The organism is Dissulfurirhabdus thermomarina, from assembly GCF_012979235.1.
Taxonomy (GTDB): Bacteria; Desulfobacterota; Dissulfuribacteria; order Dissulfuribacterales; family Dissulfurirhabdaceae; genus Dissulfurirhabdus; species Dissulfurirhabdus thermomarina.
On the sequence record NZ_JAATWC010000003.1, the window covers coordinates 226475 to 240491 of the forward strand.

Here is a 14017-nt window from a genome sequence, read left to right on the forward strand (position 1 = left end):
TCCAGGATGGTGATCTGATGGCGACAATAGAACGTTTCGAAGACATCGAAGCATGGCAGAAAGCCCGGGAGATCACTCGGGAAATCTACGCCGTCTCGAAGGGAGATGCCTTCGCGAGAGATTTCGGATTGAAGGACCAGATAAGGCGCGCTGCGGTTTCTATCATGTCGAATATCGCGGAAGGATTCGAGCGCGGTGGTGACAAGGAGTTTGCGCAGTTTATTGCCCTGGCCAAAGGCTCATCCGCCGAGGTTCGGTCCCAGCTCTACGTGGCCTTGGATCAAGGTTACATCGACCATGACACCTTCGACAGGCTTGCCAAGGCAACACTCCAGATCAACAGGATGCTGTCCGGCCTGATGAAGTACCTGCGCAATTCAGATTACAAGGGGAGCAAGTTTCGATGACTGATCGCAAGCACCGCCAATCGACTTTGGACTTTGGACATGGGACCTTGGACTCGGACCGTCGCGGTCCAGTCGAATGCCTCGGCCTTACCTTCGAGAGTGACGAAGAACGCCGAGAATACTTTCTGAAGAAATTGCGCGAAGGGCTGGAGGAACTCCACGCCAAGCTTGGCGGTGTGCCCTTCACCACGGTGGAAGACGCCGTGGCGCGCCTGAAATCCCTGGAAAAGTGGCCGGTCGGCGATGAGCAGCGCATTCGGGAGCTGGCCGAACGGATGGCGCAAGCGGCGCGCCAAAGTCCAAAGTCCAAAGTCCAAGGTCCCGAGTCGGGAACCGGTTCGACTTTGGACATTGGACATGGGACCTTGGACTTACTTCGTCTTTACAAAGACGAAGTCGGTTTCCCGCACGGTGAGATCGAGGACATCCTGAACCTCTCCGATCCACCGTATTACACGGCATGCCCGAACCCCTTCATCGCGGACTTCATCAAGCACTACGGCAAGCCCTACGACCCGAACGTGCCTTACAGCAAGGAGCCGTTCGCGGTCGATGTCAGCGTGGGGAAGACGGACCCGATCTACAAGGCTCATTCGTATCACACCAAGGTGCCGCACCTGGCCATCGTTCCCTCCATCCTCCATTACACCGAGCCGGGGGACGTGGTTCTGGACGGCTTCTGCGGCTCCGGCATGACGGGTGTGGCGGCGCAATGGTGCGGCTCCGCGCCGGAGAGCTACAAGCGCGATCTCGAAGCCTTATGGGAGAAGGAAGGCCGGAAGAAGCCCAAGTGGGGGCCGCGCCGTGTGGTGCTCGGTGATCTCGCCCCTGCCGCCACCTTTATCGCTGCCAACTACAACCTGCCCTTCGATGTGAACAAATTCACCCGTGCCGCGCGCCAAATCCTCGACGAGGTCGAGCAGGAGATCGGCTGGATGTACGAGACCCTGCATATCGATGGCAAGACCAAGGGGCGCATCGAATATACAGTCTGGAGCGAGGCGTTCACCTGCCCGGACTGCGCGGGCGAGGTGGTGTTTCTGGAGCAGGCCCTGGACCCGGAGACCAAGAAGGTCAAGGATGCCTTTCCTTGCCCCCATTGCGGGGCGGAGCTGACAAAGAAGCGGCTAGAGCGACTCTATGAAACCAAGCTGGACAAGGCATTGAACACCACCATCCGCACGCCCAAGCGTCAACCTGCTCTCATCGTCTACAAGATCGGCAAGACACGCTACGAGAAGAAGGCGGATCAGACCGATTTTGCGACGCTCTCCAAAGTGGAATCCCTTCCTTGGCCATCAGATATTCCGACAGATGCCTTGCCGTATATGCACATGACCCATGAACGGGCGCGGATGGACATTGCGGGTATTACCCACATCCACCACTTCTTTCTCCCTCGCGCCGCCCACGCTCTGGCGGCGCTGTGGCGCAAGGCCCAGGCATGGCCGGGCAAGCGCATTCAGTACATGCTGTTGTTTTTCGTCGAGCAGGGCTTCTGGACAACCTCGATATGCAACTCGTATCGCCCAACAGGGTTTTCTCAAGTATCGCAGTACATGAAGGGAATCTATTATGTGCCTTCACAGCATTCAGAACTCAGTCCTTGGTACGTTCATGAAGGCAAACTGAAACGCCTAGCTAAGGCTTTCCAAGGTCTAGGAACATATTCCGGAAGCGCCGTCATCACCACCGCCACCGCCGCCCGGCTGGATCTACCTGACAACAGCATCGACTACATCTTCACCGACCCACCCTTTGGCGAGAACATCTACTATGCCGACCTGAACTTCCTGGTGGAGTCCTGGCACCGGGTGCTGACCAATGCCACGCCGGAAGCGATCGTGGACAAGGCCAAGAAGAAGGGCCTGCCCGAGTATCAGCATCTGATGCAGCGGTGCTTCGAGGAATACTGCCGGGTTCTCAAGCCGGGTAGGTGGATGACGGTGGTCTTCCATAATTCCCGCAACGCCGTATGGAACGCCATCCAGGAAGCGATGCTGGCTGCAGGGTTCGTGGTGGCGGATGTGCGCACTCTGGACAAGCAACAGGGATCCTATCGTCAGATGACCAGCACGGCAGTCAAGCAGGACCTGGTCATCTCCGCCTACAAACCCAACGGTGGCCTTGAGGAACGTTTTAAGCTGACGGCCGGTACCGAGGAAGGTGTCTGGGATTTCGTCCGCACGCACTTACGGCAACTTCCCGTTGCCGTGGTCTCAGGTCCAAAGTCCAAGGTCCAAAGTCAAGACGACCTTGGACATGAGACTTTGGACTTTGGACAACGATTGGAAATCGTCGCTGAACGTCAGAACTACTTATTATTTGACCGCATGGTGGCCTTCCACGTCCAGCGGGGCGTGACGGTGCCGCTCTCTGCGGCGGAGTTCTACGCTGGGCTGGCCCAGCGTTTCCCGGAGCGCGACGGGATGTACTTCCTGCCCGAGCAGGTGGCGGAGTACGACAAGAAGCGCATGAAGGTGAAGGAGGTCCTGCAGCTCCAGCTCTTCGTTACCGACGAGGCCTCGGCCATCCAATGGCTCAAGCAGCAGCTCACCAGGAAGCCGCAGACCTTCCAGGAGCTCCATCCGCAGTTCCTCAAGGAGATCGGCGGCTGGCAGAAGCACGAAAAGCCCTTGGAGCTCTCCGAGCTGCTGGAACAGAACTTCCTCCGCTACGACGGCAAGGGCGAGGTACCGAGTCAGATCCACAGCTACCTCTCCAGCAACTTCAAGGAGCTGCGCAACCTGCCCAAGGACGACGAGCGCCTCCGGGCCAAGGCCAAGGACCGCTGGTACGTCCCGGATCCGAATAAGGCCGGCGACCTGGACAAGCTCCGCGGGCGGGCCCTGCTGCGCGAGTTCGAGGAGTACCGCGAGTCCAGCTCGAGGCGCCTGAAGGTCTTCCGCCTCGAGGCCGTCCGCGCCGGCTTCAAGAAGGCGTGGCAGGAGCGGGACTACGCCACCATCATCGCCGTGGCGCGCAAGATCCCCGAGAACGTCCTCCAGGAGGACCCCAAACTCCTCATGTGGTACGACCAGGCGGTAACCAGGATGGGATAGGAGTGAACCACGGATGAATAGGGATGGACATATATTGGAACCGGTATTTGATTTTAGTGCTGGTGAGTCAAGTGTGCTACTCCATCACGGTCACGCAGAGGTCTGCATCGACGGAAAAACATACGCTGGACACGGCGAGGTTCGTTTGGACCTTTTGCCGCGTGCTAATATTTATCTCTATGGGCAATTTAATAGTGTTCCCCCTACTGACGCTTTGATGGCAATGACCGGGCGGAAGACGATTTCATTATTTTCTATCAATGGTCGTCGAGTGGAAGGCTTTCTCCTGAATATCGGAGGCGACGCAACTGCTCAGGAAATGACCGTTAAATGGTGTCCGAAGTCTGAGCCGATTATCGGAGTTGGAAACGACTCTACGCAAATGACACGAGTTGTGTTCCACCTGTCTAATTTCGTCGATTTACTGGGGATTCGGCGGTCTACGGAGCAAGACGGAACGACGATACATGCCATTGAGCATGTCGATTTGACATGTGATGGATGGAAGGTCGAACTCAAATCATTACTTGAGACAAGAGATAATATTGAGAGGCTCAAAGCAGAAGGTGGGAACCGCTTAACTCATATTGGCTGCCTTGAAAAGACAGACTGCTCTTCATTTTCTGGCAAAGATGCTGATGAATGCTTGAAAGCGCTTCGATTTTTTCTGTCCTTTGCCAAGGGTGCCTGGTGTGAGCCGATATGTGCGGTCGGGTTCGATGCATCCGACAACCGCGTGTGGGAGACTTGGTCATCACCCAGAGAACCTTGGCATACACCGCTATCTTGGTTTGATCCGCATAACAGTTCTCAGCTGGCCGCATTGTTCCCTGGCTTCATGAAGAGATGGGCACATGACGACTGGCGCGAAGCGTTGCATGAGGTCATTTACTGGTACTTGAATGCCAACCATTCATCGCGTGGGATTGATGCAGGGATTATTCTTACTCAGGCGGCGATTGAGCGGCTTTCTTACGAATTCGCAGTAAAGGACAGACGACTCCTGACAGTGAAGGGGTTCAAAGATCTTTGGGCGTCGGACAAATTCCGTTTGTTGTTTTCGTCTTTGGGAATCCCCCTTGAGATCCCCGCTGAGACTTCCGAGTTGCAAAGACTGGCGAGCAACAGCCAAATGAACTTGCTCGACGCACCCCACGCTTTAACGGAAATCAGAAATTCGTTGGTTCATCCGGAGCATAAGCACCGCGGCCAGTTTAGGAACGTATATTACGAGGCGTGGAACCTGGGGTTGTGGTATCTGGAGATGAGTATTTTGGCTATATGTGGATACTCGGGGACCTATGGTAATCGTTTGAAGCAGCGGTGGGTTGGACAAATTGAGGAGGTTCCGTGGAAGAAGTGAATTCCGACTGGTACTACAGCCCCGAGCACGGGGAGCTCTGCCGGGTCAATTCAGTGCTGAGCTTTGAGTCCTGAGCGTTGAGTTGAGGTTACGATGGCTAAGATTGATCGATTCGAAGACCTAATTGCTTGGCAGAAAGCTCGTGAGCTAACGAAGGAAATCTATCAGGTGACGAGGCAAGGTGCTTTTGCCAGGGATTTTGGACTCTCCGGCCAGATTCAGAGGGCGGCGGTGTCGGTGATGTCGAATATCGCCGAAGGCTTTGAGAGAAATCGAAGGGCTGAATTTCACCAGTTTCTTTCGACTGCTAAGGCCTCTTGTGCCGAGGTCCGTTCGCAGCTTTATGTCGCCTACGATGTTGGTTACATCGACAAAGCTACCTTCGAAAGGCTTTTGCACCAGGCCGAAGAAGTCGCGCGCATCATCGGTGGTCTGCGCGTATCCGTCGAAAAACAAAGGGATGCTGGGAAGTGATGCGAAACGATGCTCAACACTCAATGCTCAATGCTCAGCACTGCCGTGAAGGCGACTGGGTTTACCTTCCCGCCCATCGCACTTACGGACGCATCATCGAACGTACAGCTCTTTGGGGCCATGAGATTTTTCGTGTCTGGTTGCCGAGTAGCGACTCTGTAGTCCGCGTGCGCTCTGACGAAATCTCAACTCAATGCTCAACGCTCAGCACTCATCACTTGACCTATCTCGCCGCCGCGGCGCGGGTCGCCGATGCGCTGACGCAGGACGTTCTCCTTGCGCCCATCGAATCGTCCGTCATCCCGCTGCCGCATCAGATTCGAGCGCTCTCCAGGGCCATTTCCAACGACCGCGTGCGCTATCTCCTGGCGGACGAGGTGGGCCTCGGCAAGACCATCGAGGCAGGTCTCATCATGCGGGAGCTCAAACTTCGGGGCCTGGTGAGGCGGACGCTGGTGATCGCCCCGAAGGGCCTGGTGACGCAGTGGATTGCCGAGATGGCGATGCACTTCAACGAACAGTTCCATCCCATCATGTCAGAGGACTATAAGAGCCTGAAGCGCATCTCGGCAATCCACAGTGATGAGTTACGAGGACTGAGGACTGAGTATGAAGGAAACAACTCAGGCCTCGTAGCTCAGCACTCAGCACTCCGCGCCGCCAATTCCAATCCATTCCGAGCCTTCGACCAGGTTGTCGTTTCTATGGATTCCGTGAAACCGCCCGCCAATGCCAGCGGCGCGGCTTGGGAGCGTTTCGAGGACCTGATCTCCGCCGGCTGGGACCTGGTCATCGTGGACGAGGCCCATCGCCTGGGTGGGAGCACGGACCAGGTGGCCCGCTACAAGCTCGGCCAGGGGCTGGCCGAGGCCGCGCCCTACCTGCTCCTGCTTTCCGCCACGCCGCACCAGGGCAAGACAGATGCCTTCCACCGGCTGATCTCCCTGGTCGACGCCCAGGCCTTCCCCGACGTGAGCAGCGTGACCAAGGAGCGGGTACAGCCCTACGTCATCCGCACGGAGAAGCGCCGGGCCATCGACGCGGAGGGCAAGCCGCTTTTCAAGCCCCGGCGCACGGAGCTGGCGCCGGTCTCCTGGGAGGATCGCCACCGGGATCAACGGCTACTCTACGAGGCGGTCACCGAATACGTGCGCGAAGGCTACAACCAGGCCATGCGCGAGAAGCGCAGCTACATCGGATTCCTCATGATCCTGATGCAGCGCCTGGTGGTCTCCAGCACCCGCGCCATCCGCACAACCCTGGAGCGGCGCCTCGAAGCGCTCGAGGCCCCGCAGGAACAGCTCACACTCTTCCCCATGGTCTCCGAGGAGGACTGGGCCGACCTGGACGGCCAGGAGCAGATGGACACGCTGCTCAAGACCCGGCTCAAGGCCCTGAAGAATGAACGGGCCGAGGTGAAGCTGCTCCTGGAAGCGGCCAAGCGCTGCGAAAGCCAGGGCCCGGACGCTAAGGCCGAAGCGCTCCTGGACTGGATCTACCGCCTCCAAGCCGAGGAAGGCGACCCGGATCTCAAGGTGCTGGTGTTCACCGAGTTCGTGCCGACCCAGGAGATGCTTATGCGATTCCTGACCGAGCGCGGCTTCGAGGTGGTATGCCTCAACGGCTCCATGGACATGGAGGAGCGCAAGCGGGTCCAGGACGCATTCGCCAAGGATGCCCGCATCCTCATCTCGACGGACGCTGGTGGTGAGGGTCTCAACCTCCAGTTCTGTCATGTGGTCATCAACTACGACATCCCCTGGAACCCGATGCGCCTGGAACAACGCATCGGCCGGGTGGACCGCATCGGCCAGACCCACACGGTGCGCGCCATCAACTTCGTGTTCGAGGACTCGGTCGAACACCGTGTCCGCGAGGTCCTGGAGGAGAAACTGGCGGTCATCTTCGAAGAGTTCGGCATCGACAAGACCGGTGACGTGCTCGACTCTGCCCAGGCGGAGAGAATCTTCGATGATCTGTATGTGGAGGCCATCCTCAATCCCGATGTGGTGGAAACGAAGGTCGACGAGGTCCTGAAAAGCATCCAGGAGCAGGCCTGGGAGTCCCGACAGAGCGCTTCCGTGCTCGGCCCTACCGAGGACCTGGACCCTCGTGAGGCCCAGCGGCTGCTGGCCCACCCGCTCCCGCATTGGGTAGAGCGCATGACGGTAAGCTACCTGCGGGCTCACGGCGGCAGGGCTGAGAGAAAGAACGGCGCCTGGGATCTCACGTGGCCGGGCAGCGAGCGACTGACCAATGTCGTCTTCACCAACAAGGAGGCTGAAGAGAAGCCTCTGAGCCGCCACGTGACGCTGGAAGCTCCCAAGGTGCGTGGGCTGGCCATGCGCCTACCTCCCTTTGCCCCGGGACAATCGGTCCCGGTCATCACGCTTCCTGGCCTTGCCCCAGAGATCATGGGTTTCTGGTCACTCTGGCGAATCTCGATCTCGACCGCCGATTGGAACCGCCGCCGGATCATGCCCTTGTTCCTGGCCGACGACGGTCGGGTGTTCGCGCCAACTGCCCGGCACATCTGGGATCAACTGCTGACCACTGCGCCCACGATCCTGCAGCATTTGGACGTCGAGACCTCGCATCAAGCCTTCGAGCGACTGCAGGAGGCGGCGGAACAACAGGGGAAGACGATTTACGACGAGCTGGTGCAGGCTCACCGGGAGCGTCTTGCTCGGGAGCGTGAGAAGGGCGAGTACGCCTTCGCTGCGCGACGCAGAGCCATCGAGCGCATCGGACTGCCCCAGGTCCGTAACCATCGCCTGAGTCTCTTGGAACAGGAGGAAGAACGCTTCAGGGAACAACTCGAGCGCAGGGCCCAGATCTTGCCGGAAATGGCGCCCCTGCTTCTCGTCCGCGTGGAGGGGAACCACGGATGAACGCGGATCAACACAGATTGATTCATGAAGATGAAACACGGCGCATCATCGGCTGCGCGATGGAGGTGCTGAATACGCTCGGGCATGGGCTGCTGGAGAAGCCGTATGAGAATGCTCTGGTTGTCGAATTCCAACAGCAGGGGATTATGTGTCGGCAGCAGCCTCGCTTTGATGTCATCTACAAGGGCGTCAAGGTAGGCGAGTACGTTCCGGACCTGATAGTCTTTGACAAGATCGTCGTAGACACAAAAGTGATCGATAGGATTACGGACCATGAGATCGGCCAGATGCTCAACTATCTCAAGATCACGGGACTACCGCTGGGTCTGATCTTGAACTTCCGCCGGGCACGACTCGAATGGAAAAGGATTGTGTCATGAATCCATCCGAGTCCATCCGTGTTGATCCGTGGTTCAATTCATGGCGGGCCGAGATACTGAAGGAGTTTACCGCTGGTGTCGCCCGGCTTACCCTGGTCGCGGATCCGGATGGCCTGCTCCTTGAAGAAGGTGTCCTCGAAGGGATCCGGGAACGGGGCTTTGAGCTGATCCCGTTCGAGGATCATGTCGCCTTTCGCTATGCCTACGAATCCAAGTTCCGCTCCCGCTGGGACCGTGGCGAGAAAACCGATCTGGTGGTGGTGCTGAGATCGCCGTCGAGCGATCTCGATGCCTTGCCCTACGACCTGCTGCAGGCTGGCCGCAAGCTCTCGTTCAACCTGGGCGATCTCTTCCCGAATCTCAGCTATCCCGTGGTCGCGGCGCTCGACCGGGCTGATCTCGACGCCTTGTTCGATGCGCAGACGAAGCACGCGCCGGGGCAGCTCGGCGACAATGCTACGAAGGAGTTCGTCCTTCGTCATGTGTTCGAGATCGCGCCGGAACTCATCAAGCAGCCATCGGACCTGCTCCGTGTCTTGCTGCGCCGCCATTACCGCGGACAACGAATTCCGGCCATTCTCGATGAGCGCTTTATCCAGGTGCTTCGTCAAAACGGCCTGTTCGAGGATTGGCCTCTGGAAGCCATCATTCCGGACGCGCAAGCATTCTTTGCGTTCCTGCAGGAGCGCTGGCCAGTGTTCCTGGATTCGCTCGCAAAGCCGAAGGACGATGCCGTCCACGAGGACGCGGCGGACTACGGCTTCGAGTTCCCAGGACCGACGTTTTTGCCTTTCGATCACCACGATGTCCGCATTTACATCGACAACCTTTTCCTCGAGGGCTTGCTCCAGCCGGTTCCTCACGAGCAATCGCAAGCGCTCGCCAAGACCTGGGTGGCTTACGGCATCAAAGTCTCCCCCGTGGAGAACCGTCGCCGCCGCATGGAGGGGCTGCTGGATTCCATCGAGAAGACGCACCCCACGGTGGAGGCGCGTCATGGGGAGTGGCTCCATTTCGCCTACCGTTGGGCGGAACTCGTCGCCTTGGAGCTGGAGCCGGACACCACCCTGCCGGAAGGATACCGGGAGCGCCTGGAGGCATTGAGATCCCGGATCGATTCTGCGCTCACCGGTTGGGTGGTGAAGCGCTACGCGAGCCTGATCAACCTTCCGCCCGCGCCACCGGTGATGCTGCATCACATCCCGCGGTTCCTCGCCCGAAGCCTCGGAGACGACCGGCGCTCGAAGATCGCTTTTCTGCTGGTGGACGGCCTCGCCCTGGACCAATGGATCGCCTTGCGCGAGGTGCTCGGAGAGCTGGATTCGAAGCTGCGGTTCCGTGAGAACGCCGTTTTCGCCTGGATTCCCACCATCACCTCGGTTTCCCGGCAGGCCGCCTTTGCCGGCAAGCCGCCGATCTACTTCCCGGCGAGTATCCATACCACAGACAAGGAGCCGGGCCTTTGGACGCAGTTCTGGGTCGATCAGGGGCTGACGCAGCATGAGGTGGCTTACGCCAAGGGGCTGGGCGACGGGGACATGGACGAGGTCTCCGAGCTACTGAGCCGGCCCAGGCTACGTGTCGTCGGACTGGTCATCGACAAGGTCGACCGGATCATGCACGGCATGGAGTTGGGTTCGGCGGGCATGCACAACCAGGTTCGGCAATGGGCCAGGCAGGGATTCATGCGGGACCTTCTCGGCCTGCTTCATGACCGCGGTTTCCAGGTCTACCTTGCCTCGGACCACGGCAACATCGAGGCGAGAGGCGTGGGACGGCCTGCCGAAGGGGCTGTTGCGGACCTGCGCGGCGAGCGCGTGCGTGTCTACTCCGATCCCAGGCTCCGGGCTCAAATCAAGGCGGCGATTGACTCGCGCCTTCCCTGGCGCTCGCCCTCCGGGCAGCCTACGGCTGCCCAAAACGGCAATCCTGCCGTTTTGTCCCTAGAGTCCTTGGAGTGGCCCTCGGTGGGCCTCCCAGAGGACTACCTCGCCCTCATCGCTCCGAACCGGGCTGCTTTCGTGCGGGCGGGTGAAACCCTCGTCGGTCATGGTGGCATTAGTGTCGAGGAACTGCTCGTCCCTCTTGTCCAGATCGATAGGAGGGACCGATGAACAGTCGCCTGACCCAGATCGGTTTCAGCCAGCGGGTCCGTCTTGAATGGCTGGAGAGAACGGCCAACCTGGTGCTTGCCGGAAACGACGAGGCGTCCATCGGGGGCGCCCTCCAAGAGCTGCTCGAAGACAAGCTGTCTGTCGGCGGGAATGCCAAACGCGGCAATCGGGAGAAGGTGATCACCATCCTGATGAAGATCTGGGTCCGCCCCCCGCGCGACCTCCATCCCCTTCAGCGGGAAGGCCTCAAGCTTCTCTCACACCTGCCGCGTGAGGACCATATCGCGGTCCACTGGGGCATGGCCATGGCGGTTTATCCGTTCTGGGGGGCCGTAGCGGCCCATGTGGGGCGACTGCTCAGGCTCCAGGGAACGGCCGCAGCCAGCCAGGTACAGCGCCGTGTGCGGGAGCAATATGGGGAACGCGACACGGTATCCAGAGCTGCACGACGGGTGCTGCGGAGCTTCGTCGATTGGGAGGTCCTGAAGGAAACATCGGAAAAAGGCATCTACACCTCTGGGCTTTCACTCGCCATAGCTCAGGTGGAGCTTATCGCCTGGTTGGCCGAGGCCTTCTTGCACGCTCATCCCAACGGTTCGGTGGCTCTGAGAACGGTCCTTGATTCCACGAGCCTGTTCCCGTTCCGTCTCAGCCCAATATCCGCAGACCACCTGGTCGCGGTATCCGGACGGCTCGATGTGCTGCGACACGGCCTTGACCAGGACTTGATCATGCTCCGCACGGAAAGCCTGCCAGCGGCGAAGGGAGGCGGATCATGACGCTTTCGGATCATCGACTCCATGATCTGATTCGCTTCTATGAAATTCTCGATATGTTTGCCGAGAGAATTGGTGGGCCGAGAATGCTGACAGAATGTGCTGGCCGGGTACGGCTGAATACGAACCAGGAAACCAGAGAGGTGTGAACATGCCGTCAAGAGGCGAGATCAAGAGCGAGAAGATTCTGGTGAAGGATATCTTTTCCCGGATGTGGTTCCGGGTTCCCGAGTACCAGCGTCCCTACGTGTGGGGCCGGGAAGAGATTGCCGACCTTCTTGATGACGTGACCTTTGCCATGACGGAAAAGCCCGATTTCGAGTATTTCCTGGGCTCGTTCGTGTTCCAGTCCAAGCCCGCAGCGCCGGATAGCGGACAGGAGTTTGACGAAAACGACCTTCTCGACGGGCAGCAGCGCATGGCGACGTTGCTCATGCTTTTTGCCGTGCTGCGAGATTTGGCGGAGGACCCCGACGCCAAGGACGACTGTCAGAAGTGCATCTATCAGAAAGCCAGCAAATACAAGGTCATTCCGGAACGAACCCGCCTAGTGTTCGCCATACGTGATGAGGTGCAAAAGTTCATCGATGAGTTCGTCAAGGCCGACGGCGGCACGAACCGAGAGGATGACCTGAAGCGTATGGTTTCCAAGGGAGGAGACGTATCCGTGCGGAACATGGCCGCCGCCATCCTCGAGATCCGCGGGTTCTTCCGCGAGAACCCGAACACGAAGCCCGAAGACCTGCTCCAGTTTCTCCTCAACAAGGTGCTTCTCATCTACGTCTCGACCGAAGACCTTGAAGATGCCTTCCGGTTGTTCATGATCCTTAACGATCGGGGCATCCCCCTTCGCAACAGCGACATCCTGAAGTCCATGAATCTCGGGGCCTTGGAGAGCGAGGAAGAGAAGGTCAAGTACGCCAAAATGTGGGAGGAGGCGGAAAGCGAGCTTGGGGATGACTTTGATCGATTCCTCAACCACGTGCGGACCATCCTGGTGAAGGACAAGGCGCGGCTGAGTCTTCTTCAGGAGTTCGAGGACAAGATTTACAACCCCAAGGAGCGGGACAAGGCGACAGGTCAGAAAAAACCCGTGCTCCTCAAGAAAGGGCGCGAGACATTTGAGCTGATCGAGCGATACCTGGGGCACTATCGGACCTTGCTGGGCGGCCAAAACTACGACGAAACCGGCGGCAGCTTCGAGTTCGACAACCTTATCAAGGTCATGCTCACGGGGCTGCCTGCAACGGACTGGGTCCCGCCTTTGCTCAGGTATTTCGACAAGTTTAAATACGACCGCATTCTGGAGTTCTTGAAACGCCTCGATAACAAGTTCTCGGCCGACTGGATTTGCCAGTACACTCCCACGGACCGTATCGCTGCGATGAACAAGATCATCCAGGCAATCGATGACGCCAACACTGTGGACGACCTTTTTTCCACCGACGTTTTCGACATTGATGAAGGATCGCTCGTCCGAATGTTGGACGGAGCGGTATATGGCCGGCGATTTGCCCGATATCTGCTTCTGAAACTTGACTACCTCTACCAGAACCACGACCAGCGGATGCATTTCGAGACCCTGTCCGTCGAGCATGTTCTGCCGCAAAACCCAACGGAAGACAGCCAGTGGGTCAAAGATTTTTCAGAAGAAGAGCGAAACGAGTGGACCGACAAGCTCGGTAACTTTGTACTCATAACCCGGCGCAAGAACTCGTCGCAAGGGCGACTGGATTACTCAGAGAAGCGCAAAAGGTACTTTGAGAAAAACATAGACACCTGCCCCAATTCCCTTCGTGTCCTGCGAAGTGAAAAATGGACTCCCACCGAACTGAAGGCAAATCACAAGACGGTCCTAAAAAAGCTCGGAAAGCACTACGGGATCAACGTGGATGTGGTCTCCGCAGTCAAGGACGTGAATACGGATGGGTCGGAGGTGCCAAATGCCGAATAGCGTTCCCGATATCAATCCCACCAATAGCAGCCGAATGCACTGGGTCGATCAAAACGGCACCGCCTGCGGGGGAAACAGGATGCGCCTTGAGGGAACGACATGCATGGAGGTGAAACAATGCCAAGACGTAAGACTTACCATGTGACTCCTCGGACCGACGGCGGCTGGAACGTCAAAGAAGAAAATGCGTCAAGGGCGTCCAGCAGCCACGATACGAAGGCCGAGGCCATAGCCCGTGCCAAGGAATCGGCGAAGAAGCAGGCGCTTGGACAGGTGATCATTCACAAGCAGGACGGTACGATCCAGACGGAACACACATACGGCAAGGATCCGTATCCGCCCGAAGGGTAACAGGGACGTTTCGGATGAGCTTCCGCTTCTGGAGACGAATCAGGATCGCACCGGGCGTCACCCTGAACCTGAGCAAATCGGGCGGATCCCTCTCGTTCGGGCCGCGCGGGGCGAAGTTCACCATCGGTCCGAGGGGCAAGCGGGCCACGGTGGGCATCCCGGGAACAGGCCTTTTCTACACGACCACGCTTCCGAGCGGGAGGTCCAGCGGTAGGAGAAGCGCGTCCTACTCCGCTCCGGCCGTT

The 14017-nt window shown here is 58.4% G+C and carries 11 protein-coding genes; all 11 read left to right on the forward strand.

Annotated features, from left to right (window positions below; genetic code table 11):
* Positions 1-17: 17 nt before the first annotated feature.
* Positions 18-407, forward strand: coding sequence for a four helix bundle protein (locus tag HCU62_RS05890; RefSeq protein WP_163298137.1), 390 nt, complete (start codon positions 18-20; stop codon positions 405-407).
* Positions 404-3469: a DNA methyltransferase gene (locus HCU62_RS05895; RefSeq protein WP_163298136.1), complete on the forward strand. Its 3066-nt coding sequence runs from the start codon at positions 404-406 to the stop codon at positions 3467-3469. The genes HCU62_RS05890 and HCU62_RS05895 overlap by 4 nt, the downstream gene beginning before the upstream one ends.
* A gap of 13 nt (positions 3470-3482) precedes the next feature.
* Positions 3483-4832, forward strand: a complete 1350-nt coding sequence (locus HCU62_RS05900; protein ID WP_163298135.1) for a YopA family protein — start codon at positions 3483-3485, stop codon at positions 4830-4832.
* 93 nt (positions 4833-4925) lie between these two features.
* Positions 4926-5306: a four helix bundle protein gene (locus tag HCU62_RS05905; RefSeq protein WP_163298134.1), complete on the forward strand. Its 381-nt coding sequence runs from the start codon at positions 4926-4928 to the stop codon at positions 5304-5306.
* Between the two features lie 23 nt (positions 5307-5329).
* Entirely contained in the window at positions 5330-8197 is a 2868-nt protein-coding gene (locus tag HCU62_RS05910; protein ID WP_163298145.1) for a DEAD/DEAH box helicase, read from the forward strand.
* Positions 8194-8577 carry a GxxExxY protein gene (locus tag HCU62_RS05915; protein ID WP_163298133.1) on the forward strand — a complete coding sequence of 128 codons (384 nt, stop codon included), beginning with the start codon at positions 8194-8196 and terminating at the stop codon, positions 8575-8577. The genes HCU62_RS05910 and HCU62_RS05915 overlap by 4 nt, the downstream gene beginning before the upstream one ends.
* On the forward strand, positions 8574-10691 hold the full coding sequence (pglZ, locus tag HCU62_RS05920; protein WP_163298132.1) for a BREX-3 system phosphatase PglZ: 2118 nt from the start codon (positions 8574-8576) through the stop codon (positions 10689-10691). The genes HCU62_RS05915 and pglZ overlap by 4 nt, the downstream gene beginning before the upstream one ends.
* On the forward strand, positions 10688-11470 hold the full coding sequence (locus HCU62_RS05925; RefSeq protein WP_163298131.1) for a hypothetical protein: 783 nt from the start codon (positions 10688-10690) through the stop codon (positions 11468-11470). Before pglZ ends, HCU62_RS05925 begins: the two co-directional genes overlap by 4 nt.
* Positions 11471-11618: 148 nt before the next feature.
* A complete protein-coding gene (locus HCU62_RS05930; protein ID WP_246325324.1) occupies positions 11619-13421 on the forward strand; it encodes a DUF262 domain-containing protein in 1803 nt (600 codons plus the stop codon).
* Positions 13422-13538: 117 nt separating this feature from the next.
* Positions 13539-13772 (forward strand): DUF2188 domain-containing protein, encoded by a 234-nt coding sequence (locus tag HCU62_RS05935; RefSeq protein ID WP_220096321.1) that lies wholly within the window; start codon positions 13539-13541, stop codon positions 13770-13772.
* Between the two features lie 14 nt (positions 13773-13786).
* Positions 13787-14017: DUF4236 domain-containing protein (locus HCU62_RS05940; protein WP_169755495.1), on the forward strand; the 231-nt coding region annotated here is incomplete at its 3' end.